The sequence below is a fragment of the Marinococcus sp. PL1-022 genome, assembly GCF_033845285.1.
Taxonomy (GTDB): domain Bacteria; phylum Bacillota; class Bacilli; order Bacillales; family Marinococcaceae; genus Marinococcus.
The window spans coordinates 1,025,649-1,051,822 of record NZ_JAWXCX010000001.1; the positions used below are offsets into that span (position 1 = coordinate 1,025,649).

Sequence of the window (26,174 nt, forward strand, 5' to 3'; positions counted from 1 at the left end):
TTATTCGTTCTGAATGCATATAAAAAACCCCTTCGCCTGTAAAAGGACGAAAGAGTTATCCGCGGTACCACCTTTAGTTGAAAAGACTGTGTCTTTTCCGCTCATGTCCATTAACGCAGGACCGCGTCCTAAAGGAAGCTCACGGACAGGTTCAGTCAAAGCGGATTCCGGCATAGCTTTCAGCACAGGGCTATGCTCTCTGTCGGTGCTTTGTCCTACTATTTCCGTTTCACAGCTTTTGTACTATTCAGCTTATTTGTGATTACTATTATGTGAAGTGCCGGGTAGTTTGTCAAGTTTTAATACGTCTGGGAGGAAGATTAGTTGAAAACAATTATACTAACAGGAGCAAGCAGTGGTATTGGCAGAAAAACAGCAGAAAAGCTCGTGCAGAACGGAGAGAAGGTAATAGGTATAGGAAGAAACACGCAGAAGCTGCAGGCGGCTGCTGCAGAGTGGAAGGACTGGCCTGGGGAATTTGTAGCCTGGACGATGGATGTGAAAGAGGCGGCAAACGCGGCAGAAGAAATGAAAAAAATCACCGATATGCATGGCAGCCCGGACGTACTCATCAATAACGCCGGTACAGGAAAGTTTGGTGAACTGGAGCAGCTTAGCCTATCGGACTGGGAGCAGATGATAGATACAAATGTAAAAGGAAACATCGCCATTACGCAGGCGCTGCTTCCTGATTTAAAACAGATGGCAGGACATATCGTTTTCACGGGATCAACCGCAGGCATTATCGGCACGCCGAAAGCCACCGTTTACGCCGCAAGCAAGCGTGCTGTGCTTGGATTCGCAGAAGCGCTGCGCCTGGAAACGGCCGGAACCGGTGTGAGGATTTCCGTATTAAATACCGGTCCCGTAAAAACGGAGTTTCATGACCGCGCAGATCCGAGCGGGAGGTATAAGCGGTCAGTCGAGCAAATAGCCCTGTCGCCCGAAAAAGTGGCCGAAAAGCTGGTTAAGCTGCTCGAGCAGCCGAAGCGTACGGTGTTTATGCCCCGGTGGATGAAGGTCCTAAGTATGCTGTACCAGCTGTGGCCGTCAGCAGTGGAAAAAATCGGCCGCAGGCAGTTTCACCGCAAATGATTACCGCTGTCGTTCAAGAGCGGCAAACGACTGGCCGCTGATTGATTCAAATACATGAATCCCGCTCATAGTAACGGCCATCGTACTGGCGCCCGGAAAAATGGAATCTCCGCAGAACCAAACGTTTTCAAGCGGGGACCGGTGGGACAAGGGATGAAAAAACACGTTTTTTCTCGTCTGCGGGAATCCGCCAACCATGCCGCGGGGACGTTTGATATAGCGTTCCCAGGCGTGCGGGGCTCCGGGAAGGAGCCGCTCCGGCTGGACAGGCAGGCCGGCTTCCCGGATTTTTTCTGTAAGCGCCGTGGTAACTGCTGACTTTCTTTCTTCATATAACGACAAATCCTCCCAATATTCGGGCGGGGTGTGAGTGGAGACGGTAAATGTACGTTCACCTTCAGGGGCCCGGATGCGGTCGTCCGGCGCCGATAATGAATAAAACAGATGGCTTGAAATGCCGGGAAGCTTCTGGTCCCAGAGCAGCTGGTGAAATAACGATTCTGGCGGTTCTGACGGCTCACAGACGCCGTACATGGAAAAGGTGCTCCAGATCGGCGTTTCCGATTTGGTCTGCCAGCGGCGGGTGAATTGTTTCCGCTCTTCAGGCTGAAACAGCGGGAGCGCGGCCTGTACAGGAATGTTTAACACCAGGTGATCGGCGCTTGTCTTCCGGTCCCGGTGGTCAATAACTGTCCATGTGCCGTCATCATTTCTTTCTACAGCCTGGATGCGGCGGCGTTTTTGCATAGAAGCCCCGTGACGCTCACCTGCTTCTTTTAACTGTTCGGCCATACGGTAGAGCCCGCCGTATACATAGGAAGCGCCCTGATGGTATAAATCGAGGGCGTACAATCCAAGCAGGGCAGGAGCGTGGCGGCTGCTTGTCTGCAGGCTGTCCAGGAGCTGCCCGTCAATATACTGGTGCACCTCGGTGTCCTGCAGACCATAGTACCGCAGCACGTCTTCGGTGGAGGCGGCAAGCCAGCGGACAGCGCCGAGGATGCCGGGCCTGAGCGCCTGCACAGAACGAATGAAATCAGCGGGCTTTTGCATTGGGAGGACTGGAAGGTGATGGATCAGCTTACGCAGCTCCTCCCCAATACGGAAAATATAGCGGTATAGCGAACGGATGCTGTCTGCTGAGGAAGGAAACAACCGGCAGAGAGTATCGATATGCTTTTCCCGCGAAGAGTAGAGAGGGAGAGTAAATGAAGGAGCGTGCACCTGCATAATGGTTTCAAGACGCTCGTGTTTTGGGACTGGCTCCCCGAGATAGGTGAAAACCCGGTGATGAAGCCCGTCCGGCTGCTGCAGACCGAGGCCGAGAGTAGCGCCGACAGGGAACAGATACGGCTTGTGCGTGAACTTGCCGGCGCACCCGCCCCATTCATTGGAAGCTTCAAATAAAGTGACGTCATAACGGTGACGGGCGAGCAGGGCAGCCGTTGTAAGCCCGCCGAAGCCTCCGCCAATAACAATGACAGATGGTCGATTCATGTTACTCCTCCTAGACAGCATTGCCCTTTTTTCTTTTGACATGCTAGACTTAACGAAAATCACGCGAAAGGATGTGCTTTCATGCATCAGCCGAGAATTGGTGTAGCCGTTTGGATTAAATCTGTCAAACAGGCGAGACAGCTGAGAAAGTACGGATTAGTGCACTACGTTTCAAAACAAATGAAATACGCAGTAATATATGTGGATCAGGAAAATGTCGATACAGCTATGAGCCAAATCGGGAATCTTGGTTTTGTGGAAAGAGTGGAACGTTCGGAAAAACCATTTATTCCGCTAGAATACCACAAGGTCGAAAAAGAAAGCCAACCGCAGGATGACAGCATTGGAATATAAATAAGGCTCCTTTTATTGTCCGTGGGGAGACGCTGTTTTATAATAAGGGAGGCGGAAAGAAGGGACCTCTCTTATGGTAAGATGGAGAAAAAATTTATATATATTAATGGCAGCCCAATTTTTTGTAATGGCAGCCATGACGATGATCGTTCCATTCCTGCCGCTGTATCTGCAGGAGCTTGGAGTCACAGACCCTGGGCAGATAAGTATCTGGTCAGGTGTTATTTTTGGCGTCAATTTTTTAACGGCATTTTTATTTGCCCCGCTCTGGGGTAAAATTGCAGACAGACAGGGCCGTAAGCTGATGGTGCTCCGGTCCGGATTCGGGATGGCAATAGTAATGGTATTGATGGGATTTGCCACCGGTCCATGGAGTTTGTTTTTCCTGAGAATGCTAAACGGGACCATCAGCGGCTTTATCCCTGCTTCGATTGCGCTCGTGTCTACAAACACACCGAAGGAGTATGCGGGGCGTGCGCTCGGCATGCTGCAGTCGGGCACTGTGGCAGGAACGATCTGCGGTCCGCTGATCGGCGGCCTTTTGGCAGACGCCTTTGGCTTCCGGGCTATATTTAACATTACCGGAATCGGCATCGCCGTGGCGGCGGTTGCTGTTTTGTTTTTAGTGAAGGAAGATTTCGAGAAACCTGAGCAGGCTGAGAAAACGAAAACGAGTGATGATTTCAAAAGGATTGCAGGCGTGCAGCCTATGATCCCTCTGTATACCGTTATTTTTCTTGTGCAGTTCGCACTGATCGGAGTCAATCCGCTCATTTCCGTATTTGTTGGTGAACTGAGCGGCAGAGAGGAAAATGCTTTTTACGCTGGTCTGGCTGTGGCTTCCCTGGGAGTAGCGAACATGCTTGCTTCGCCAAAGCTTGGTAAACTCAGTGATACGAAAGGGGCGCAATATGTGCTGTTCGGTTCGTTAATCGGTGCAGTGCTCCTTTCCATACCGCAGGCGTTTGTAACAAACCTTTGGCAGCTGATTGCTGCACGTTTTTTTGTTGGTCTGTGTCTTGGCGGCCTTCTGCCGGCGGCTAACACGTTAATCCGCCAGCTGTCCCCCCAGGGGATGGAAAGCAGAGCCTACGGCTTTTCCAACAGTTTTTTGTTTCTGGGAAATATGCTTGGACCGGCCGCCGGAGGGCTGATCAGCGCCGCTCTTGGTATGCGAGGTTTGTTTTTAATCAGTGCCGCCATATTGGGTGCTGCTGTATTTGTTATGTACAAAAAGGTGATTCCAAAGCTGGCGCAGCGCACAGAATCATAGAGTGAGGCGAAACGTATGAGAGTGATAGCAGGAGAGCTTAAAGGGCGGAGGCTGAAAGCGGTGCCCGGGCAGGGCACACGGCCGACATCCGATAAAGTGAAAGAGGCATTGTTTCATAAGCTGGGCCCTTTTTTTACTGAGCAGGAAACGGTCCTTGATTTGTTTGCCGGCACCGGAAACCTCGGAATTGAGGCGCTAAGCAGAGGGTGCGGTTCAGCTGTTTTTGTCGACAAAGCCCAGAGCGCGGTTACGGCCGTCCGGGCTAATATTGACGCGCTCGCGCTGGGTGGTCGCGCGGAGGTTTACCGTTCGGAAGCCTCTAAAGCACTGGATCGTCTTGAGAGCCGGGGACGGCAATTTGATCTGATTTTTTTTGATCCTCCTTATGCAGAAGAAAAAGCAGGGCAGCTGGTGGAAAAAATACTGGACTGCTCTGTGTTAAAAGAAGATGGAATGCTTATATGGGAGCACGCCGCAGCAAAATCAGCAGCGTTTGACGAACGTCTGTCTGTATATGCAGAAAAAAATTATGGAGATACCACACTGACAATATTACAGCTGGCAGGAGGCGCTAAAAATGGCGAATAAAGCAATTTATCCAGGAAGCTTTGATCCGGTTACGAACGGACATCTGGACATCATCGAACGGGCGTACAATGTATTTGACCATGTGGTGGTGGCAGTACTGCATAACCGGAAAAAAGAACCGTTCTTTTCCATTGATCAGCGGGTGAAGCTGATAGAAGAATCAGTCAAGCATATGCCCGGAGTGGAAGTGGATGCTTTTCACGGGCTTTTAGTGGATTATGTAAAAGAAATAAAAGCTGATACGATCGTAAGGGGACTCCGGGCGGTTTCTGATTTTGAATATGAAATGCAGGCAGCGTCAATAAACAGAAAACTCGAACCCGGCGTGGAGACGTTTTTTATGATGACAAATCACCAGTACTCTTATCTGAGCTCGAGTATTGTTAAAGAAGTAGCGGAATACGGAGCGGACGTATCCGGACTTGTGCCTGCGCACGTAGAAGACGCGCTTAGAGAACAGTTTGAGAAGAAAAACCGGGGATAAAAGTGCGATTCATTGTAATTCCCATTCAGTCCTTCGTGTGATGAAGAATAATTGTTTATAAAGGATGAAGATCATGTATCGCACCCGAAGCAGGAAGAAGCGGCGGATTATCACTGCAGCTGTGATGGCAGCTGTGGTGCTTATATTAACTCAGGTGCCTCTTCCGTACTATTATATACAGCCTGGATCAGCAGTCAGTTTGTCTTCGGTGGTGGAAGTGGAGCAGGGAGCAGAGGAGTCCGGTGAAATGTATTTAACGACTGTGTTTCAGCAGGGTGCTACGCCGGCACTTGCTTTATGGTCCGTATTTTCTCCGTACCGCGAGCTTTCCCCGAAAAATTCCTACCAGTTTGAAGATGAAAGTGAAGAGGAATTTTTTGAACGTCAGCGCCAGGTGATGGAGGCCTCCCAGGAGTCTGCAGAAATAGCAGCGTATGAAGCGGCCGGAAAAACTGTCAATGTGGAGTACCGCGGAGTAAGGGCTGCGGACTTTATTGACGGGATGGATGCGGCAGAAAAGCTGGAGGAGGGCGACCTGATACAGGCGGTTGATGGAAAAGAAACCTGGACGCTTGAAGAGTTGAACAGTGAGATTGCAAACATCGAAGCCGGCGAAGAAGCAATGATCACCTTCCGGCGGAATAAAAAGCAGATGGAAGCAGAGATTGCCGTGGAATCGTTTCCGGCTTCGACCGGAGAGGAGGAAAACTCCGGCCTTGGAATACTTTATCCCTATACGGAAAGAACTGTTTCTCTTGATCCCGAGGTTACGATCGACGCAGGATCTATCGGAGGACCATCCGCAGGTTTGATGTTTGCACTTGAAGTATACAATCAGCTCACCGAAGAAGATCTTACAGACGGAGAGAAAATAGCCGGTACCGGTACCATTGATGAACAGGGCGTAGTCGGTCCGATTGGCGGAATAGACAAAAAAATCGTGGCGGCGGACAAAAAGAATATAGATGTCTTTTTTGCCCCTGCGTCCGGCATGGCTTCGCCGTCCAATTACGAAATTGCCAGACAGACGGCGGAAAACATCGGTACTGATATGAAAATCGTACCGGTGGAATCATTTGATGAAGCTTTAAACTATCTAACAGATGAGCAGAAAATGGCTGAAAGCAAATCTTAGAAAAGCAGCAGGGGCGGAAGGTCATAATCCTTTCGCCATTCTTTTTGTCTTTCAGCAGGCGGAAGTAAAAGCGCATAAGCATTATCGGCGCGTTCGCCGAGGGCGAGCTGCGGTGTTTTTTTACTGCTCATTTTCGTATAAAGAGGTACGGATATATGTTTTTTTGCCTGGTTTAAATAGAGGCGGCCCTGCGCGTTCATGCCCAGGATCCGTATATGATCAACGTTCTGGCCGTCAGAGGCTGCAGTGGCTTCATCCTTTGTCAGGCCGGTCAGTATATGCACAGCGGTCCGCTGAAGACGTGTCAATGTATAACGCTTCGTTTTTACCAGGTGCAGCCACTGCTCAAAAGCGTCTGCTTCTTTCATCAGCCGCTTCATACGGTTATGAAGGCCTTCAGACATATCATAGTGGGAAGCAAGCTCTGTATCGGAGGCAGTTACCATCTTGGCCTGCAGGATAGAAAAATAGTCCTCCCAAAACCGAAGACGCGGCAGCTGGGTAAGAATGCGTCTGGAGGCTTCGGGAATAAATGAACTGATGTCTTCCCCCTGCTGAAGCATCCGCCGCAGGCTGGTGGCACTCGCGATAGAAGCATCCTGCGGAGAAACGTCATGATAGGAAGCACCTTTTCGTTTTACGGTGTCAATCCGGAGCTCTGGGTAAGCCTTTGCTGCAGCTTTTGTGTAATGGAAGCCAAGAATATTGTTTGGCTGGCTTAAGTCCGGCAGGGAGCCCGGGGCCTCTAAGTCTCTGTATGCCAGCTCGTTAGCTTTAGCATAGCTGCACCCTCCCTGAATATGAAAGCGTACGCGTTCATCAAAACGGTCCTGGTGAGCGTAAAGAAAATCGACAAGCTTTATAAATGGAGCGGATTCTCCGTGCTCGCTTCCAAAATTTAAATCAGTAACGCCGAGCTCCCTGCAAATGGAAACAGCCCCGGCAGCAAATATGTCGGCATGCTGGCAGGCAAACATATAAGGAAGCTCGATAACAAGGTCAGCCCCGCTCGAGATCGCCATTTCCGCCCGTTCCCTTTTAGGAACGAGAGCGGGTTCGCCCCGTTGAAGAAAAGGGCCGCTCATAATACATACGACTACATCGGCCTTACTCTGGACTGCAGCCTGTTCGAGGTGATACAGGTGGCCGTTGTGAAAAGGATTGTATTCGACAACCACTGCTAGAACGTTCATTATAAGTCCGCCTTTCAAGTAGGGTATTTCGGGAGATATCGCTTTTCACGTTTCTTTATTCATGATACGATGTTTTTCGAGAGTTCAAAAGGGTTTACTGTAAAGAAAAAATGTTGACAAAGGACGTTACGATGGATATAATTACTCTTGTTGTCTGGAGGTGGATCCAATGAAATGGGGTATCCAGCAGTTACTTTCAAAGAAGCACGAACAGGCGTTTAACATCGAAGGAGACGCAGATGTTTCAGAGATGGTTGAGCGCGATAAAGAACTACGGGATATCAGTGCCGTGCATGTGCAGGGTGAAGGGACCATCGTTGAAGAAACCTTTCATGTACACCTGCGGCTGACGGGAACTATGATACTTCCATGTGCACGCACGCTCGCAGACGTCCATCATCCGTTTGATGTAGAAATGTTTGAAGCATTTCGGCTGGACGGGATGCCGGCGGACGAAGAAAACGTTAACGAACACGAGCCAGAAGATGGTTTTGTCGATCTTCTCCCATATATTAAAGAAAACATTTTCCTTGAAATGCCGCTGAGAGTCTTTGCAAAGGAAGGGGACGGTGAGCCGCTTGCTCCCCAGAGCGGAGACGACTGGCGGGTAATCTCGGAGGATGAATTAATAAAGGAACGGGAGCAGGAAGCTCCTAAAGTTGATCCGAGAATGGCTGATTTATCGAAGTATTTCGATAAAGGCTCCAGCTGATCCAAAATCATTCACTGGTTGGAATAATCTTTATCTTATAAGGAGGTGGGAATCATGGCAGTACCTTTTAGACGTACTTCTAAGACCCGTAAACGTATGCGCAGAGCTCATCAAAAAGTAGCAGTACCAGGTATGGTAGAATGCGAACAATGCGGAGAGCAGAAACTATCTCACCGCGTGTGCAGAAATTGCGGTTCTTACAAAGGCGAAACAGTTGTAGAAAAGTAATAAAAAAAGCAGGGTGCCAAAGACGGCACCCTGCTTTTTTATATAGATGCTAAAGAGCAGGATATTACGATTCGGTATCAGAAAGAGGCGGTTCTGCAGTTAATTCTTCTGCTTTTTGCGGCTGTACCCCTTTTGGATACCATACGTATGGATTTTCACCACGGTCTCTGACCGGGTTATATTCTGCAGGCTCAAAACCCATTTTCAGCCAGAAATCATCCGAACGCTGGCGCGCGTTTGTTTTCACTGGCAGTTCAAAGCTTTTTGCGTAGTTAACAAGCTCTTCTCCGAAGCCGCGACCCCGGTAAGGCTCGAGTACTTCGAGCTTCCAAAGCTCAAGGTAATCCTGCGGGGGATCGAAGAAACGGTCATATTTGCCGGTGATTGTATATAAACACATACGTGCAACCAGACGGTCTCCAAAATAGATGCCGTAAAATGGGGAACGGCTGTCGTTTTCCATAATGTTTTCTTCGAGCTCCTCCTGCATGGAAAGCTCCTGAGCGCCAACTTCTTTGAAGTTTTGAAATTCTTCTAGTGTCTTGTAGTTTATGAGTAAGGGTACAACTTCTATTCCACTCATGCGATTGGCCTCCTTCACTAATAACTTCCAACTTCATTATACACGAAAACGTTTTAAATCGAAAAGTGAAAAGTCGGTGTCCCCGATCGCCGGATGCTACTAGTCCGGAGAGAAGAGATATGCTAAAATGCTTGAGACATCTATAATTCATCAATAATATTGGTGTTTAATGTGATAGAGTTAAGAAAATGCGAGCAAACTGGATGAGGGAAAGTGACAAACATGCTACAGCAGATATATGGATGGTTAATGGAAGCAGCTCTGGCCTTTCCGCCGGCTTTTTGGTACATAGCCTATCTGGTCACGGCAAAATTAACGAAAAGAAAAGCATACGCCTTCCGCGCTGCCTGTGATTCAACTACGCTGTTGTTTATCGCTTCGGTGCACAGATGGTCCAGTGACCTGTGGAATGAATCCTACCTGTGGGTCATTTATTTAGTGATTCTGGCCAGTGCCATAGTGATATCCATTATCCATTATCATTCCCGGGAGGAGCTGGAATTTTTCCGGGTGCTGAAGGGCATATGGAGATGCAGCTTTTTTATATTTGCGGCAGGATATGTCCTGTTAGCCGGGTACTGGGTGTATCTGCAGTTCACGGCATAGAACGGAGCAAGGCATAAAGGATGGTAGTTTGATATGAAAGTGCTGTACGATCAACCAATAGAAAACAATCATTTTTTGCATGACTATCAACAGGGAGAACCCAGTGCCAGGCAGCTCTTTCATTACGCTGGGGATACCCAGGGGGTGCAGGACCGGCTTCGTTATTTAGACGGCCGGTCTTTTGAGCGCCGGCGCTTAAAGCAGCTTTTGCAGAAGTATAACGACAGTCTGTACTACGGAGAAAGAGCCGTTGCAGCTCTCGAAAAACTTGAAAGTGAAGAAGCTGTCATTGTAGCCGGCGGCCAGCAGGCCGGTATGCTTACCGGCCCTTCTATGGTTATATCCAAGGCCTTATCGGTGATTAAGCTGGCAGAAAAGGAACAAAAGCGGCTGGGCCGTCCCGTGCTTCCGTTGTTTTGGATCGCGGGCGAGGACCATGACTGGGGGGAAATAAACCATGTCAATTTCCCGGTCGATGGACATCTCGATAAAACAAGATTTGAAGGAAACTTTCTGCCGAACGTGCCTGTGTCCGAGCAGCCGTTTAACGCAGAGGAAGCGGAAGCATTTGTGGAAGAGGCCTTTTCGAAGCTCCGTGAGAGCCCGTTTACAAAGGAATTAAGAAACGAAGTGCGTGTACTTGTTCACCGATCGGTGTCCTGGTCCCAGTTTTTCGCAGAGATGATGCGCTGGCTGTTTAAAGAAACAGATCTCATTATGATGGACCCTCAGCAGCCGGAATGGAGAGAGCTGGGGGCTCCACTTTTTAAAAGCCTGCTCTCTAAGCCGGGAAAAATAAACGAGGCTGTTTATCAAGGCACAGTCGAAAGAGCAAAAGCTGGGTACGGGGATGTCGGGGGCATCAATTTTGACAGCGGGCACCTGTTTTATCATATAAATCATGTGCGGCACCTGCTTGAATATTCAGATGGCGTCTGGCGCAGCCGGAGAACAGGGGATGTGATGAACACGAAGAAATTACTGAGAGAATCGGTGCATTCCCCCTTTCTTTTCAGTACGGATGTAGTCACCCGGCCTTTGATGCAGGAGCAGATGCTTCCGGTTCTTCATTTTGTGGCGGGCCCGGGGGAAATGCAGTACTGGTCTCTTTTGAAGCCGTTGTTTGAAGCACTGGACCTGCGGGTCCCAGTGGTGCAAAAGCGGATGGAGGTGCATTATGTTACCCGGCAGGTGCAGCAGGCCGCCGAAAAAGAACGCATTCCCTTTAGAGAACTGCTGAATTTACCGGCACTAAAACAAAAGCTTCAGGAGGTAAAGCATGCTGCCCTGGAAGTGGACGGGAAAGCTAAAGCAGCAAGGGTAATGGAGGAAATGAAAGAAGCGCATGCCGCTCTTGCGGACGAATGGGTTCGCCAGTTTCCTTCGCAGGAAAGCTTTGCACAAGAAAACTGGCGGCGTATTGAAAAAGAAGTCGGTTATCTTGGAAACCGGCTGGATGCGGAGCAGGAGCGCACAGTTCAGGTTCATATACAGCGGCTCGAATTAATCATTGGGCAGCTGTATCCGCGCCGGGAGCCGGCAGAACGGCAGATCAATATTTTATTTATGCTCAATGAATTTGGCGCCTGTCTTCCGGAACAGGTTTCAGCCAAAACGGATTGGAAGAGCGGCCGGCAGAACATTATATTACTGTAGCATCTTCGTGCTGATTTATATATTATCCGGATGGAAGCTTCCCGAAATAGCGGGAAGTTTTTTTTGTTAAAAAATTTTCCGGAAAAAGTGGTACAAAGTGGGGGAATGTGGTAACTTAAATGTATGGAGTGGTGAAAGGTTGGGTCCATATGTTTATGGGAGAATATCAACATAATATGGACGATAAAGGAAGAATTATTATCCCATCCCGTTTTCGGGAGAAGCTGGGAGATTCTTTCGTCGTTACCCGTGGTCTGGATGGATGCTTGTTTGTTTATCCTTACGACGAATGGGAACGTATTGAAACCAAATTAAAAGCTTTGCCTTTCACAAAAAAAGACGCAAGGGCATTCACACGTTTTTTCTTTTCAGGTGCATCTGAATGTGAACTTGATAAGCAGGGACGTTCGATGATTCCAACCACCCTCCGCCAATATGCAGAATTAAAAAAAGAATGTATGATCATCGGGGTAAGCAGCCGAGTAGAAATATGGGATAAACACAAATGGGACGAATATTACGCAGAATCAGAGGAAGCATTTCCGGATATCGCAGAGAACATGGCCGATTTAGATTTTTAAAAGCAGTATCAAACACGTTTTTGCCGGAGGAATAGAAGTGCCGCCACAATTTGAGCATGAAACCGTATTAAAGGAAGCAGCAGTCCAGGGGCTGAATATACATCCGGATGGGGTGTATGTTGATTGTACTCTCGGGGGCGGCGGACACAGTGAAGAAGTCATGAAGCAGCTTTCTTCCGAGGGCCTTTTAATAGCCTTTGATCAGGATGAGGAAGCGATCGCTCATGCACAGCAGCGGCTTCAGGTTTATGGGGAGAATTTCAGGATCGTACATAGCAATTTCCAGTTTTTAAAAGAAGAACTGCTTGAGCTTCAAGCCGGGCAGGTAAACGGGATATTATTCGATCTTGGAGTTTCATCGCCGCAGTTCGACCGGCCGGAAAGAGGATTCAGCTACCGCTATAATGCCCCTCTTGACATGAGAATGGACAGGCACAGGCAGGAGCGTACAGCAGCACATATCGTCAATGAAGCATCATTTCAGGAGATCTGGCAGATTCTCTCGGAGTACGGGGAAGAGCGTTTTTCAAAGCAGATTGCCAGAAAAATCGAAAAAGCGCGTGAAGATCACCGTATTGAAACCACTGAACAACTAGTTGAAATCATCAAAAGTGCAATACCTGCACCGGCCAGGAGAAAGGGCGGGCATCCGGCGAAGCGGACTTTTCAGGCTTTGCGAATTGCTGTAAATAATGAAATTGATGTGTTTAAAGAAGCGCTTGGCGATGCGCTGACAATGCTAGCGCCGGGCGGAAGATTATGTGTCATAACATTTCATTCGTTAGAAGACAGAATTTGTAAAAGGTTGTTTAAACAGAAAAGTTCTCCACCTCCGCTTCCGAAGGGGCTCCCGGTCGTGCCCGATGAAGCAGAACCAGATTTTAACCTGGTTACAAAGAAACCGATCCTGCCATCAGAAGATGAACTGACGCAAAATCCAAGGGCGGCTTCCGCGAAGCTTCGAATCATCGAAAAACGCGAGGAGGGTAAACAATAATGGAGAATTTGGCACAGCAGATTAAACGCCAGCAGGAAGACAAACAAATCGTACATAAAAAAGTCCAGTACCACGTTCGTGGTGGGATTACAAAGGGTGAAAAACTGATAATGACGGCCGTTATTATCGGGATTTTAATCGCATCCTTTTTCATCGTTTCGAATTTCGCTACGATACACGCCCAGGACCAGCAGATTGACCAGACCGCAACACAGGTCCAGGAGCAGCAGCAGGTGAATCAGAACCTTGAGCTGCAGGTTGCTGAACTTAGTTCACCGGAGCGTATCATGGACTACGCGAAAAATGAGCTGGGTATGGAAATGAAGGATGAAAATATTCAAGTCGTAAACGGAACAGAACAGAACTGATGCAGAAGGGAGGGGAATCCGTGGAAACACGGTAGTACTGCTCCCTTCTTGCAAGTTAACTGCGGCCCCGGCACATGTAAAAACTCAGGTGGTGAACGTTCTCAGCATGAAGAAATTGAAAAGCACGAAAGTACGGGCGCTCTTGCTGGTCATTGCTGTAGCTGTTTTCTTTCTCGTTTTCACCGGCCGTATGGTGTACATCCAGGTGGGAAAAACAGTAGAGGGAAATGACCTTGCAAGTATGGCAGACTCCAGATATACCACGACTGAAACCGTTGATGCGAAACGAGGGACTATTTTTGACAAGCAGGGAGAACCTCTGGCAGAACAGGTGCCCTCTTATTCTGTGTATGCCGTCCTCGATGAATCCTACGATGACCATGTGAAAAACCCGGACAGGGTAGCGAGAGAACTTGGGCCACTGATCGGTATGGAAAATGCAGAGCTGAAAGACATGCTCGAACGCGATCAGTACCAGGTGGAGCTTGGTTCCGGAAGCAAGTATTTAACGCTGTCTGAACGAGAAGAAATCGAGCAGCTTGATCTTGCAGGTATACATTTTCGTGAGGAGCCGACGCGCTACTATCCGAACCAGACGTTTGCAAGCCATGTGCTTGGCTACATGAGTCGGGATATGTCAGAAGCTCACATGGGACTTGAAGCCGGATTGAATGAAGAATTGACCGGAAAAGACGGAACAAGAACAGAATCTGAAGAGAATGCTCTTCTTGACGAAGATGAGACCACAACGAACACAGCTGAAGACGGCAAAGACGTTTACCTGACTTTGGATGGAAATATTCAAAGCGTGCTTGAACAGTCGATGTCAGAGGTGGAAGAAAGCTACAGCCCAAACAAAATTATGGGCATTGTAGCAGACGCAGACAGTGGGGAAATACTCGGTATGAGCAACCGCCCGAGCTTTAACCCGAATGAATACGAAGAAATCGAAAACTACACCAACTATGCTGTCTCCGATCAGTTTGAGCCCGGGTCGACCATGAAAATCTTTACGCTGGCAGCTGCGATTGATAAAGGAGTCTTTGAAGGCAAGGATACTTATGAGTCCGGCACATATAACGTTTCCGGGGAAACAATCCGGGATCATAACAACGGGGAAGGCTGGGGAGAAATCACTTATAATGAAGGTCTCCGGCGTTCTTCGAACGTAGCATTTATGAGGATTGCGCTTGAAATTCTGCCTGAAGGAGCCCTGTTTAATTACCTGGAAAAATTCGGTTTCGGCCAGGAAACCGGAATTGATCTGCCGAATGAGGCGGACGGCGCATTAGCGGAAGAGACACCATTAAACGTTGGTATAACAGCCTTCGGGCAGGCTTCTACAGTTACTCCTATTCAGATGATTCAGGGGGCCACCGCTATAGCCAATGATGGTAAAATGATGCAGCCCTATGTGATCGACCACATTGAAAACCCGAACAACAACGAAACAACGTATGAATCCGAACCCAACGTAGCAGGCAAGCCGATCAGCAAGAAGGCAGCTGAAAAAACTAGGAAAAAGCTTCAAACCGTCATTGAGGGAGAGCATGGCACTGGGGCGCCGTACCAGATTGATGGAGTAGAGGTTGCGGGAAAAACAGGCACAGCTCAAATCTCTGATCCCGAGGGGGGAGGCTACTTGAGCGGGGAAAACCAGAATATCTTTTCTTTCATCGGCATGGCGCCGGTGGACGATCCGGAAATTATTGTCTATGTTGTCGTGGACCGTCCGGAGCTTGAGCCGACAGAAACAGGCTCGGATGCTGTGAGCGCTATTTTTAATCCGGTAATGCAGCAGAGCCTTTCATACATGAATCTTACCCCTTCGGATGTTGAGGATACAAAAGCCTATGAAGAATCAGGTATCGAATTTGAAGACTATACCGGGAAATCGGTGAATAAAGCTGAAAATGCCGCTGAGAACGCGGGACTGCAGCCGGTGGTAATCGGCAGCGGCAGCCAGGTGGAAAATCAGATTCCTACAAATTCGGAACGGCTGATCGTAGGTGAAAAAGTAATCATCCTTACAAATGGACAAAAAAGTATTCCTGATGTCAGCGGGTGGTCACTCCGGGAAATCCAGCGCCTTGAAGCGCTGCTTGAAATCGATATAGACACAAGCGGTTCCGGCTATGTCAGCTCCCAGTCGGTGGACCCCGGCACAGCCGTTAGTGCTGCCGGCAATATGGAAGTCGAGCTGGTTCCGCCGGACGAATTGGAGGACGCTCAGGCAGAGCAGACAGAAGCAGAAGAAACTGACGCGGAAAATGAAAACCGGGGACAACAGCCACAAGAGGCTGAAACAGAGGAACCTGAAGCTCAGGAAAATGATACAGAGGAAAGCTCCGGTGAAGAGCAGCCAGCAGAAAGTGAAGCACCGGTAGAAAATTAATGACGATTGTCCCATGACATGTTTTATCGTTCACATTAGAATGAGTGGGGTGTACGCAGAGAACGAACGCAGTTCTCTGCGTGTATATTCGTTTAAAAACAGCCGGGAAGGACGAAACACGTTTTTTCTATAATTAGTGGTAAACACTTGCTCCGGATAGAAAAGAGGCACGGAAATGAAATATATTACAGACATTATTCCAAGTATAATGGTTCGGGTTGAGCGCGAAGACAAAGAAATCGAGAGCTTACATATGGATTCCAGGGGAGTAATCCCAAATGGTCTGTTTTTTTGTATTGAAGGGACCAAAGTAGACGGCCATGATTTTGCCGCCGACGCAGTAAGTAATGGAGCGGCGGCTGTGATAGCTGAACGGCATGTGGACGTCGAAGCTCCTGTGTGGCTAGTGAAGGATACGCAGAAGGTAATGGCCTACGCGGCGGATCATTTCTACGGGCACCCTACAGAGGATGTCCGCATAATCGGTATTACCGGGACAAATGGTAAAACCACGACCAGTCATTTAGTTGAATCTATCCTAAACGAAGAGCAGACTAAGACAGGGTTAATCGGCACTATGTATGCAAAAATCGGAAGTGAATCCGTAGAGACAAATAACACTACGCCTGAATCCCTGGAGCTGCAGCAGCTGTTTGCGAAGATGCGGGAGGATAAAGTGGAAAGCTGTGTTATGGAGGTTTCTTCTCATGCGCTGCAGATGGGGCGCGTGCGGGGAGTCCAGTTCCGGACAGCAGTTTTTACAAACCTGTCACAGGATCATCTGGATTATCACGGCTCGATGGAAAGCTACAGAAACGCTAAAAGCCTCCTGTTTTCACAGCTGGGCAATAGCTTTGCGGGAGAGCTGAGCACTGCGGTATTAAATGGAGACGACGAAGCCTCCGATTACTTTCAGGCAGTGACCACAGCACCGGTGCTCACATACGGGATCAGTGACCGCAACGATATTTACGCTGAAAATATAAAAACCTCCGGCGGCAAAACATCGTTTACGCTGAACACCCCGTGGGGGAGCACGGAGGTGGAGTATCCACTGCTTGGAAGGTTTAATGTATACAACGCGCTCGCAGCCATCGCTGCATGTATTGCAGAAAACGTTTCTGTCACAAGCATCGTTGATGGCCTGAAGCATGCCCCGGTTGTAAGCGGCAGATTTGAAGCAGTGGAAGCAGGGCAGAAAAGCATCATTGTCGTTGATTATGCCCATACCCCGGGTGGACTGGAAAATGTTGCTCAAACAGCCTTTGATATGACTGAGGGGCGTCTTTATACCGTGATAGGGTGCGGCGGAGACCGGGACAAAGAAAAAAGGCCAAAGATGGCAGCTGCAGCAGAAAAGTTCAGTGACCTGGTCATTCTTACCTCCGACAATCCGCGCTCGGAAGACCCGGCTGAAATATTGGAGCAGATGGAAGCAGGGTTTGCCGGTACAGAATACGAAATCATTGAGGACCGCCGCAAGGCGATCGAACGTGCCGTATTCCTTGCCGGGGACGGGGACACAGTGCTTGTTGCAGGCAAAGGCCACGAAACGTACCAGGTAATAGGGGATCAAACATTGGAATTTGATGACCGCAAAGTAGCAAAAGAAGCGGTCAGAAAGAAAAATAATAAACAGGCTTAGTGCTTCATACTGAAAGGAGCTCCCTCGATGGGTTTTGCAGCTTTAATAGTAACAATAGTATCATTTATTATATGTGCGGTTTCAGCACCGGTCCTTATTCCAGCTTTAAAGCGGCTGAAATTTGGCCAGAGTATCCGGGAAACGGGGCCGGAATCGCATCAAAAAAAAGGCGGTACGCCAACAATGGGAGGCGTAATGATTATTGCCGGCCTTTTGATTACTGCTCTCATCGTGCTGCCGCTTTTTGTCGGCTACACAACAGAAATTTGGCTGCTCCTGCTTGTAACTGTAGGCTTTGGAATACTTGGATTTTTGGATGATTTCATTAAAATTGTCATGAAACGGAACCTCGGCCTTACAAGTATCCAGAAGCTGATTGGCCAGGTGGTTATTGCATTTATCTTTTTTATTGTTTTGTATAACGGCACGTTTGATACAAGTGTGGCTGTGCCGGGAACTGAATGGTCACTCGAATTTGGATGGGCGTATTTTTTTCTAATCATTATTATGCTCGTCGGTGCTTCCAACGCAGTGAATTTGACGGACGGCCTGGATGGACTGCTGGCCGGTACGGGAACGATGGCGTTTGCCGCTTATGCCCTGGTCGCTTTTTCGCTTGGGTATATGGACGTTGGGCTGTTTGCGTTTGCAGTTGTGGGCAGCCTGCTCGGCTTTTTAATCTTCAATAAATACCCGGCAAAGATTTTCATGGGGGACACCGGCTCCCTCGCGCTCGGGGGCGCGATTGCTGCTGTAGCTATTTTAACCAAAACCGAGCTGACGCTGATTGTGATCGGTCTCGTATTTGTTCTGGAGACGCTGAGTGTCATTATCCAGGTGATTTCGTATAAATTAAGAGGGAAAAAGGTATTTAAAATGAGCCCGGTTCATCACCATTTTGAACTGTCAGGCTGGTCGGAGTGGCAGGTTGTTACTGCCTTTTGGGTGGTGGGCGCTGCTGCCGGGCTGTCCGGGGTCGCATTAGAGGTGTTTTTATAATGGATCGCTTAGAAGAATACAAGGGAAAAAAAGTGCTTGTCGTAGGTCTGGCTAAAAGTGGTTTAGCGGCGGCGAAGCTGCTGCACCGTTCTGGGGCGGAGGTGACTGTGAATGACGGAGCAGAGGCGGAAAAAGGAGATGCGAAGGTTCAGGAGCTTGAGAATCTCGGCATTCGGCTGATTACTGGAAGCCACCCAGTCTCCCTGCTCGAAGAACCGTTTTCAGTCATTGTTAAAAATCCGGGTATTCCCTATCACCATCCTTTTATCAAAAAAGCTCTGGAAAAACAATTCAATATTATTACAGAAATTGAACTTGCGGCAGAGCTGTGTGAAGGGACGATGATGGCTATTACCGGCTCCAACGGAAAAACGACCACTACGTCACTGATCCAGGCCATTTTCAAAAAGGACCACAGGGAAGCTGCTGTAGCTGGTAATATTGGGAGTGTGGCATGTGAAGTAGCCCCCCGGATAAAAAAAGACCAGATTATGGTTACAGAGGTTTCCAGCTTTCAGCTGAAAGGGACACAAAAGTTCCGCCCGAAGGTTGGGGTGCTGCTGAATCTTTTCGATGCCCATCTGGATTACCATGGATCGAGGAACGACTACGAGCACTCAAAAGCAAAGCTATTTCAGAACATGACCGCAGAAGATACTGCAGTCTACAACTATGATCAAAAAGAGGTAAAACGAATTGCCGAAAGCTCGGACGCGGCACTTGTGCCTTTTTCCAAAGAGACTGTTTGTGAAAACGGCGCCTATTTGAAGAACGGTATGTTTTATTATAAGACTGAGCCGGTGATGGCTGTGGAGCGTGCCTCTCTTCCGGGGGCGCATAACAAGGAAAATATGCTGGCAGCGATTGCTGCTGCTAAAGTACTTGGCGCCTCCAACCAGGCCATCGATTCGGCCTTATCCGACTTCCACGGCATCGAGCACCGGCTTCAATTCAGCGGGATTGTGAATGGACGCAAAATCTACAATGACTCGAAAGCGACGAACATGCTTTCCACCCAAAAGGCGATCGAAGCTTTTGAAGAGCCGGTAGTGCTTTTGGCCGGTGGCCTTGACCGCGGCAACACCTTCGATGATTTAATTGAATCTTTCCGGAAAATCAAGGCGCTCGTTGCTTACGGCGAGACTCGGGACAAACTCGCGGCCTCCGCACAGGAAGCAGGAGTAACTGAAATCCACCGCACAGAATTTCTGGCAGATGCTGTAGACAAAAGCTTTCAGCTTTCTGAAAGCGGGGACGTGCTGCTGCTTTCACCTGCCTGCGCAAGCTGGGACCAGTTTCGGACGTTTGAAGAGCGGGGCCGGACGTTTATGGAATATGTAGAAAAGTATAAATGACATGGAGTGCAGGTTTGCTCCACTCCTGAAGCTACCTTTAAAAGGTGGTTTCAGGAATGGATCGAAATGATACATTCTTTAAAATAAGCCTATATAAAAATAAACACAAAAAAGTAATGGAATCCAGGGAGCCTGAAATAAACAAATGAATAAACAGGAGGGGACCGTATGGGACAAGAGGCGGAATCAGCACGGAATTTCGAAGACTTTGGCAAGGTATTGAAAAATGAACCACTGGCAAAGCACACAACCTGGAAAATCGGCGGACCGGCGGATTGGCTGGTTGAGCCTACAAGCGTGGAGGAACTGGCGAACGCAATGGAATGGATTCGTGAAGAGAATCTTCCATGGCGTGCCATTGGACGCGGATCGAATCTGCTGGTGGATGATGATGGAATTGAAGGCGTGGTAATAAAATTTGGTACGAAGCTTGCCAATTTGGAAAACGATAACGGTATAGTCACCGTGGAATCGGGCTATCCACTAGTCCGGCTTGCTACGATTTTAAGCCGGGATGGATACGGAGGCATGGAGTTCGCCGGGGGCATCCCGGGGAGCGTCGGCGGGGCAGTATTTATGAATGCAGGCGCCCACGGCTCTGATATGTCGAAGGTACTGATAGAAGCGTTAATTTTATTTCCGGACGGAACAATGGAATGGATTCCCAACGAAGAAATGGGATTTGCCTATCGTACCTCGAGGCTCCAGTCGGACAAAGGTATATGTGTAGCCGCCAGACTCAAGCTTGAGCAGGGAGAAAAAGATGTCATCTTTAAAGAAATGCAGGAATACAAAGAGTACAGAAGAGAAACGCAGCCGTGGGCTCATCCATGTGCCGGAAGCGTGTTTCGGAATCCCCTGCCTGACCATGCCGGTGAACTTATAGAGAACATCGGATTAAAGGGACACGTAATCGGCGGTGCGCAGATATCAGAGCTTCATGCAAACTTTATTGTTAACACAGGGGAAGCCAAAGCATCTGATGTGCTTGCATTAATTGAAAAAGCCCGCTCCTCCGTGAAAGAAGCTTACGGTATTGAGCTTGAAACCGAAGTGGAAATCGTAAACAGAAGATCAGCTGACAGCTGATAAGCGGGGAAATAGAGGAGGACTGCGGTTTGAGGAAGCCAAATGATGGCAAACTGGTCTCGCTCGAAGAGCATCACCCCAGTTTAAAGGAGCAGCGCCGGCAAAAATCACGGCGCCGGCTGTTTATCTATCTGGCTGTATTTTTTGTATTGATCGGACTGGTTATTTATTTTCAATCCCCGTTAAGTCATATCCGCAGTATTGAAACGAGCGGATCCCAATTTACAGATAAACAGGTTATTAAAGAAGACAGCGGGGCCCAGATTGGAACAAATATCTGGGAAATGGACAGAAAGGCGATCAAGAATAATGTAGAAAAGCTGCCGGCAATTGAAAAAGCAGAAGTAACAAGGTCGTGGCCGGCGACTGTAAACATTAAGGTTACTGAGTATGAAAAAGTTGCTTATACGCAGATGGAAGGCGCTTACGCCCCTGTGCTTGAAAATGGCTATGCGCTGACAGATGATGTGAACAGCGAACTTCCGGCTGATGCACCGCTTCTGCAGAATTTTGAAAACGAGGAAAGACTTGAAGCGTTCGCAGAGGAGCTGGGCAAACTGGGGGAAGGGGTGACCAACCGGATTTCAGAAGTGTATTTCGAGCCTTCTGAAAGCGAAGAGGATAACATCACTCTTTACATGAACGACGGTCTTGAGGTCCGCAGTTCTGTTTCCGGATTCTCGGAGTATATGAGCTCATACCCCTCCATTGCGAGAAATATTGATGCTGGGCAAAACGGGGTGCTTTATATGATGAGAGCTCCATACTTTGAAGCAGCAGAAACGCAGGAAAACTCCGGAGATGAAAATGAAGGGACACAGCAGATGCCTGAGGAAAGCTTCATTGAAGGAAATGACACTCCTGAAGAGGCGGAAAACGGAGCTTCCGGCACAGAAGAAAATGATAGTGCCGATGGAGCTGGGCAATAAAAGAATGAATATTGTTTGAAAATTGCCTTTTCCATTGAAGATAGTTGTTGTAGACTGAAAAGAAGGCGTATTTTTCTTAACCCAGATAAAAATACTGCCATATATTATTAATGGAAGCGCAACCGGGATAATTCTGGTGCGTATGGAATTATAAAAGGTACAATAGCTATAAAATTGAAACGAAAATAGATCTATAAGGGGGTGCCCAACCTTGAACAGTGAAAATTTGTATGTCAGTCTTGATGTCGGCACATCGTCTGTCCGAGCGATTATCGGAGATATGAGCGGTGGTGCCTTGAAAATTATCGGAGTCGGCCGGGCGCCGTCTATCGGCATGAGAAAAGGTGCAATCGTCGATATCGATGAAACGGTCAAAGCGATTAAAGAAGCCGTGGATCAGGCGGAACGAATGGTTGATTTAGAAGTAAAGCAGGTTATTGTAGGAATTAACGGTAATCAGGTGGAAATGCGGGCATGTAATGGAATAGTGGCCGTCTCAAGCACCGATCGTGAAATTCAGGACGAGGACGTGGAAAGAGTTATCGACGCGGCACATGTGATGAGCATTCCGCCCGATAGAGAAATTATTGATATTATTCCGGCCCAGTTTATTGTGGACGGGATGGATGGAATTAAAGATCCGCGCGGCATGCTCGGCACTCGTCTCGAAATGGAAGGAACTATTATCACAGGAGCTAAAACCGCTTTACATAACCTACTACGCTGTGTGGAGCGAGCAGGACTGGAAATTGCAGATATTGTGCTTCAGCCGTTGGCTTCAGGGAGCGTAGCCGTTTCAAAGGACGAGCGTTCTCTTGGGGTGGCACTGATTGATATTGGCGGCGGCTCGACGACGGTCTCTGTATTTCAGGAAGGCCAGCTGCAGACAATGTCCTTTCTCCCAATTGGCGGTAGCCACATCTCAAACGATATTTCTGTCGGCATCAGAACGACCGCTGAAGAAGCAGAGCGTCTGAAGCTTGAGCATGGCCATGCCTTTATTGATGATGCTTCTGATGATTTGTCCTTTTCTATTCAGACGCTTGGAAACAATGATCAGAAAAAATTCACGCAGCTCGAACTTGCAGAAATTATTGAACCGAGAATGGAAGAAATTCTTACATTAGTTCAGCAGGAAATCAACCGCATGGGCTATCATGATCTTCCGGGAGGTTATGTATTAACCGGAGGAGCGGTCATGATGCCGGGAACGCTCGAGCTTGCCCAGGACATCTGGAAGCAGCATGTCCGCCTTGCAATGCCGGACTATATCGGCGTGCGGGAGCCTACGTATACAGCCAGTATCGGCCTGATTGAATTTGCATATAAAAGCATGAAGGTTCATAGTGGAGAGGAATCCGTTGTAGCAGCGGGACGCTCTGAGAAATATGCAGAATCAGACCGCCCGGCTTCAGCAGGAGAAGCGAATTACCGCAATGGTTCAAGCACGCGCCAGCAAAACCGGACGAAGGAAAAAGATCCGGAGGAGCCTGGATTTAAAGAGCGTATGCGAAGCGTATTTAAATCTTTCTTTGAATAAGTAATGAAGGATAAAACGACTATATAGGAGGACCACATATGTTGGAATTTGAAATGGATATGGACCAGCTAGCCCAGATTAAAGTCATCGGTGTCGGCGGGGGCGGTTCGAACGCTGTGAACCGTATGATTGAGAACGGTTTACAGGGAGTAGAATTTATTGCGGTAAACACAGACGCCCAGGCGTTAAAATTATCAGAAGCAGAAACAAAGCTTCAATTAGGCGGAAAGCTGACAAGAGGCCTGGGTGCCGGAGCGAACCCGGAAATTGGTAAAAAAGCTGCTGAAGAAAGCAAAGAGCAGCTCGAAGAAGCGCTCACCGGTGCCGATATGGTATTTATCACAGCTGGCATGGGCGGAGGCACAGGCACAGGTGCTGCTCCGGTTATTGCTGAAGTAGCCAAAGAAATTGGGGCCCTGACCGTAGGAGTCGTTACGCGCCCATTTACATTTGAAGGTAAAAAGCGTGCGGTGCAGTCCTCCAACGGTATTTCCTCTTTAAAGGAAAAAGTGGACACGCTGATTGTTATTCCAAACGACCGTCTGCTTGAAATTGTGGACAAAAGCACGCCGATGCTTGAAGCGTTCCGTGAAGCAGACAATGTCCTTCGTCAGGGCGTCCAGGGCATTAGTGATCTGATCGCGGTACCGGGACTTATCAACCTTGACTTTGCCGACGTAAAAACAATTATGAGTGAAAAAGGCTCTGCGTTAATGGGCATCGGTATATCAACCGGAGAAAACCGTGCAGTGGAAGCGGCGAAAAAAGCCATCTCGAGCCCGCTTCTTGAAACGTCCGTGGAAGGCGCTCAGGGTGTGCTGATGAACATTACCGGCGGCTCCAACCTGAGTCTGTTTGAAGTGCACGAAGCAGCAGAGATTGTATCTGAAGCTTCGGACACGGATGTTAATATGATCTTCGGCTCGGTTATTAACGAAAACCTGAAGGACGAAATCGTAGTTACGGTTATTGCGACAGGGTTTCAGGACAGTGAAGACCAGCGGAGCGCGCAGGGAACACGTGGCGGAGGCCGTCAGACTGTTTCCCGGCAGCAGCCGACAAGGCAGCAGGCTCCGCAGCAGCCCCAGCAGTCTGCACCCCAGCAGGACTGGAAGGAAGAGCCTGTTTCTGAAAATGAACCGTCCAGAGATAGAGATGGACAGGAAGAAGACGAAGGACTCGATATTCCAACGTTCCTGCGCAACCGGCGCCGCCGTTAGGCGCGGGCAGGTGATAGAAGAAAAAAGCGGGCCGGATACGGCCCGCTTTTCTTCGCTGATGCTGATGTATTTCCGTTTAAGCCATATAATTGATCAACAAGCAGAAAGGTCGTGATGGCATGAAGCCTGAGCCGTTTCACCTTTTAACAAACGGTATTCTCGAGCTGCAAATGAACAGCAAAGCAGCTGCCGCCGGCTTTACTACAAGAGTAAACGGCGAGGGGAAGCCGCCTTACGAGAGCCGCAATACTGCCCTTCATGTAGGTGAAGACAGGAATGTAACGATAAACAACCGGCTGATCACCGCCGAACATATCGGCCGTCCTCTTTCCACCTGGACTGCTGAAGAGCAGGTTCACGGCAGCCGTATTGTAGAAGTCAGCCGCAGTGATGCCGGCAAAGGGAGTGAGCAGAGGGAAACCTCTGTGGCAGAAGCCGATGGCATGATTACCGAGTCGAAGGAAGTGACGCTTGTCAGTTTTTATGCTGATTGTGTTCCTCTGTTCTTTTATGCAGAAAGCGTTGCGATGGCAGGGCTAGCTCACGCAGGATGGAAAGGAACCGCCGCGGACATTGGGGCTGAAATGATTCGTGCTTTTGCAGATAAGGGGGTCCCGCCTGAACAAATATATGTGGCGATCGGACCGGCTATATCTGGAGCTAATTATGAAGTGGATGAAACGGTCCTGTCAGCATTTAAGAGTCAACTTGATTTTTCCAGCGGGGAGCCTTGGGTCGAAAAGGCAGATGGGCGTTACGCGCTTGATTTAAAGACAGCCAACAGACTGTTGCTTGAACAGGCAGGAATCCCCCCTGAACGTATTGCTGTCAGCGGTTACTGTACTTATGCCGAAGAGGATCTGTTTTTCTCCCACCGTCGTGATAACGGGAAAACTGGACGAATGATGAGTTATATCTATATTATATAGACAAGGAGGATGCTGCAATTTGAACACGGTGGAAGCCAACTGGAAAGTGATAAAGCGTAACATCCGCCTCGCCTGTGAAGCATCCGGCCGGGATACGGAGGATGTCACATGCATTGCTGTTACCAAGTACGTTTCCCCGGAGCGGGCGGTAGAGGCAGTAGAAGCCGGAATAACCAATTTAGGGGAAAACCGTGTGGAAGGAGCGCTTGAAAAATACGAAGCTGTTTCCGGCCGCGCGGACATTCATTTTATTGGCACCCTGCAGTCCAAAAAAGCGAAAAAAATTATCGGCAAATGTGCATACATTCATTCGCTGGACCGTTGGAGTCTGGCAGAGGAAATCAACAAGCGTTCCGGAGAAACAGTCACCGAATGCTTTGTGCAGGTGAATGCCTCTGGGGAAGAAAGCAAGGCAGGGCTTCCGCCAGAGGAAGTGGAGCCGTTTATCGAATCACTCGTGAAACTTTCCGGCCTCCGGATCGTAGGTTTAATGACACTCGCTCCATTTGAAGAGGACGCTGAAAAAACCCGGCCGGTGTTTCGTCAGATGAATGAGTTGCGCAGGCGTATCCAGGAAAACGGCTGGGCGCACGCTCCCTGCCGGTATTTATCCATGGGAATGTCCAACGATTATATGGTAGCTGTGGAAGAAGGCGCTACTCATATCCGTCTTGGTACTTCGCTTGTAGGTGAATAAAGGAACCAGGCGTTAAGTAACAAAAC

General features: G+C 48.7%; 26 protein-coding genes and 1 other annotated feature. Of the genes, 23 read left to right on the forward strand and 3 right to left on the reverse strand.

Annotated features, from left to right (window positions below; genetic code table 11):
* Positions 1–39 precede the first annotated feature (39 nt).
* Positions 40–242: a binding site (T-box leader), on the reverse strand.
* 82 nt (positions 243–324) lie between these two features.
* Positions 325–1,095, forward strand: a complete 771-nt coding sequence (locus SIC45_RS05220) for an SDR family NAD(P)-dependent oxidoreductase (RefSeq protein ID WP_319631320.1) — start codon at positions 325–327, stop codon at positions 1,093–1,095.
* Here SIC45_RS05220 and SIC45_RS05225 read toward each other — a convergent pair whose 3' ends face one another.
* Positions 1,096–2,592 (reverse strand): NAD(P)/FAD-dependent oxidoreductase, encoded by a 1,497-nt coding sequence (locus tag SIC45_RS05225; protein ID WP_319631321.1) that lies wholly within the window; start codon positions 2,590–2,592, stop codon positions 1,096–1,098.
* A gap of 81 nt (positions 2,593–2,673) precedes the next feature.
* Between SIC45_RS05225 and SIC45_RS05230 the strand changes: the two genes are divergently transcribed.
* From SIC45_RS05230 to SIC45_RS05250, 5 genes are all read left to right on the forward strand, one after another.
* Positions 2,674–2,946, forward strand: a complete 273-nt coding sequence (locus tag SIC45_RS05230) for a YlbG family protein (protein ID WP_091610181.1) — start codon at positions 2,674–2,676, stop codon at positions 2,944–2,946.
* A 73-nt stretch (positions 2,947–3,019) separates the two neighbouring features.
* Positions 3,020–4,219 (forward strand): MFS transporter, encoded by a 1,200-nt coding sequence (locus SIC45_RS05235; protein ID WP_319631322.1) that lies wholly within the window; start codon positions 3,020–3,022, stop codon positions 4,217–4,219.
* A 15-nt stretch (positions 4,220–4,234) separates the two neighbouring features.
* Positions 4,235–4,807: a 16S rRNA (guanine(966)-N(2))-methyltransferase RsmD gene (rsmD, locus tag SIC45_RS05240; RefSeq protein ID WP_298784167.1), complete on the forward strand. Its 573-nt coding sequence runs from the start codon at positions 4,235–4,237 to the stop codon at positions 4,805–4,807.
* Positions 4,797–5,291, forward strand: a complete 495-nt coding sequence (coaD, locus tag SIC45_RS05245; RefSeq protein WP_298784168.1) for a pantetheine-phosphate adenylyltransferase — start codon at positions 4,797–4,799, stop codon at positions 5,289–5,291. The genes rsmD and coaD overlap by 11 nt, the downstream gene beginning before the upstream one ends.
* Positions 5,292–5,364: 73 nt before the next feature.
* Positions 5,365–6,426, forward strand: a complete 1,062-nt coding sequence (locus SIC45_RS05250) for a SepM family pheromone-processing serine protease (protein ID WP_319631323.1) — start codon at positions 5,365–5,367, stop codon at positions 6,424–6,426.
* Here the strand turns inward: SIC45_RS05250 and SIC45_RS05255 are convergent.
* The gene (locus SIC45_RS05255) at positions 6,423–7,619 is read right to left on the reverse strand and encodes a nucleotidyltransferase (protein WP_319631324.1); all 1,197 of its coding nucleotides are present in this window, start codon (positions 7,617–7,619) and stop codon (positions 6,423–6,425) included. The two genes, SIC45_RS05250 and SIC45_RS05255, sit on opposite strands and share 4 nt — an antisense overlap.
* A 169-nt stretch (positions 7,620–7,788) precedes the next feature.
* Here SIC45_RS05255 and SIC45_RS05260 point away from each other — a divergent pair, with 169 nt between their 5' ends.
* Together SIC45_RS05260 and rpmF are read left to right on the forward strand one after the other, a co-directional pair.
* Positions 7,789–8,331: a YceD family protein gene (locus SIC45_RS05260; RefSeq protein ID WP_298784171.1), complete on the forward strand. Its 543-nt coding sequence runs from the start codon at positions 7,789–7,791 to the stop codon at positions 8,329–8,331.
* A gap of 54 nt (positions 8,332–8,385) precedes the next feature.
* A complete protein-coding gene (rpmF, locus tag SIC45_RS05265) occupies positions 8,386–8,559 on the forward strand; it encodes a 50S ribosomal protein L32 (protein WP_079476087.1) in 174 nt (57 codons plus the stop codon).
* A gap of 64 nt (positions 8,560–8,623) precedes the next feature.
* Here the strand turns inward: rpmF and SIC45_RS05270 are convergent, their stop codons facing one another.
* Entirely contained in the window at positions 8,624–9,142 is a 519-nt protein-coding gene (locus SIC45_RS05270; protein WP_022792685.1) for an N-acetyltransferase, read from the reverse strand.
* 222 nt (positions 9,143–9,364) lie between these two features.
* Here SIC45_RS05270 and SIC45_RS05275 point away from each other — a divergent pair, with 222 nt between their 5' ends.
* The 15 genes from SIC45_RS05275 (at position 9,365) to SIC45_RS05345 (ending at position 26,148) form a co-directional block, all read left to right on the forward strand.
* Positions 9,365–9,748: a DUF3397 domain-containing protein gene (locus SIC45_RS05275; RefSeq protein WP_298784500.1), complete on the forward strand. Its 384-nt coding sequence runs from the start codon at positions 9,365–9,367 to the stop codon at positions 9,746–9,748.
* Between the two features lie 33 nt (positions 9,749–9,781).
* Positions 9,782–11,404 carry a bacillithiol biosynthesis cysteine-adding enzyme BshC gene (gene bshC, locus SIC45_RS05280; protein ID WP_319631325.1) on the forward strand — a complete coding sequence of 541 codons (1,623 nt, stop codon included), beginning with the start codon at positions 9,782–9,784 and terminating at the stop codon, positions 11,402–11,404.
* 149 nt (positions 11,405–11,553) lie between these two features.
* On the forward strand, positions 11,554–11,985 hold the full coding sequence (gene mraZ / locus SIC45_RS05285) for a division/cell wall cluster transcriptional repressor MraZ (RefSeq protein WP_298784502.1): 432 nt from the start codon (positions 11,554–11,556) through the stop codon (positions 11,983–11,985).
* A 37-nt stretch (positions 11,986–12,022) separates the two neighbouring features.
* Entirely contained in the window at positions 12,023–12,982 is a 960-nt protein-coding gene (rsmH, locus tag SIC45_RS05290; RefSeq protein WP_298784184.1) for a 16S rRNA (cytosine(1402)-N(4))-methyltransferase RsmH, read from the forward strand.
* On the forward strand, positions 12,982–13,350 hold the full coding sequence (ftsL, locus tag SIC45_RS05295; RefSeq protein WP_298784185.1) for a cell division protein FtsL: 369 nt from the start codon (positions 12,982–12,984) through the stop codon (positions 13,348–13,350). The genes rsmH and ftsL overlap by 1 nt, the downstream gene beginning before the upstream one ends.
* Before the next feature lie 106 nt (positions 13,351–13,456).
* Positions 13,457–15,745, forward strand: a complete 2,289-nt coding sequence (locus SIC45_RS05300) for a penicillin-binding protein (RefSeq protein WP_319631326.1) — start codon at positions 13,457–13,459, stop codon at positions 15,743–15,745.
* Between the two features lie 175 nt (positions 15,746–15,920).
* Positions 15,921–17,390, forward strand: a complete 1,470-nt coding sequence (locus SIC45_RS05305; protein WP_319631327.1) for a UDP-N-acetylmuramoyl-L-alanyl-D-glutamate--2,6-diaminopimelate ligase — start codon at positions 15,921–15,923, stop codon at positions 17,388–17,390.
* Between the two features lie 27 nt (positions 17,391–17,417).
* The gene (gene mraY / locus SIC45_RS05310; RefSeq protein ID WP_298784190.1) at positions 17,418–18,389 is read left to right on the forward strand and encodes a phospho-N-acetylmuramoyl-pentapeptide-transferase; all 972 of its coding nucleotides are present in this window, start codon (positions 17,418–17,420) and stop codon (positions 18,387–18,389) included.
* Positions 18,389–19,744, forward strand: coding sequence for a UDP-N-acetylmuramoyl-L-alanine--D-glutamate ligase (murD, locus tag SIC45_RS05315; RefSeq protein WP_319631328.1), 1,356 nt, complete (start codon positions 18,389–18,391; stop codon positions 19,742–19,744). Before mraY ends, murD begins: the two co-directional genes overlap by 1 nt.
* 168 nt (positions 19,745–19,912) lie before the next feature.
* Complete coding sequence (gene murB / locus SIC45_RS05320) at positions 19,913–20,833, forward strand: UDP-N-acetylmuramate dehydrogenase (RefSeq protein ID WP_319631329.1); 921 nt, start codon at positions 19,913–19,915, stop codon at positions 20,831–20,833.
* Between the two features lie 29 nt (positions 20,834–20,862).
* Positions 20,863–21,762: a cell division protein FtsQ/DivIB gene (locus tag SIC45_RS05325; protein ID WP_298784195.1), complete on the forward strand. Its 900-nt coding sequence runs from the start codon at positions 20,863–20,865 to the stop codon at positions 21,760–21,762.
* Between the two features lie 211 nt (positions 21,763–21,973).
* Complete coding sequence (ftsA, locus tag SIC45_RS05330) at positions 21,974–23,302, forward strand: cell division protein FtsA (protein WP_091610215.1); 1,329 nt, start codon at positions 21,974–21,976, stop codon at positions 23,300–23,302.
* Between the two features lie 38 nt (positions 23,303–23,340).
* Positions 23,341–24,522: a cell division protein FtsZ gene (gene ftsZ / locus SIC45_RS05335; protein WP_298784199.1), complete on the forward strand. Its 1,182-nt coding sequence runs from the start codon at positions 23,341–23,343 to the stop codon at positions 24,520–24,522.
* 119 nt (positions 24,523–24,641) lie between these two features.
* Complete coding sequence (gene pgeF / locus SIC45_RS05340; protein ID WP_319631330.1) at positions 24,642–25,451, forward strand: peptidoglycan editing factor PgeF; 810 nt, start codon at positions 24,642–24,644, stop codon at positions 25,449–25,451.
* Between the two features lie 19 nt (positions 25,452–25,470).
* The gene (locus SIC45_RS05345; protein WP_319631331.1) at positions 25,471–26,148 is read left to right on the forward strand and encodes a YggS family pyridoxal phosphate-dependent enzyme; all 678 of its coding nucleotides are present in this window, start codon (positions 25,471–25,473) and stop codon (positions 26,146–26,148) included.
* The last annotated feature ends 26 nt before the right edge of the window (positions 26,149–26,174 follow it).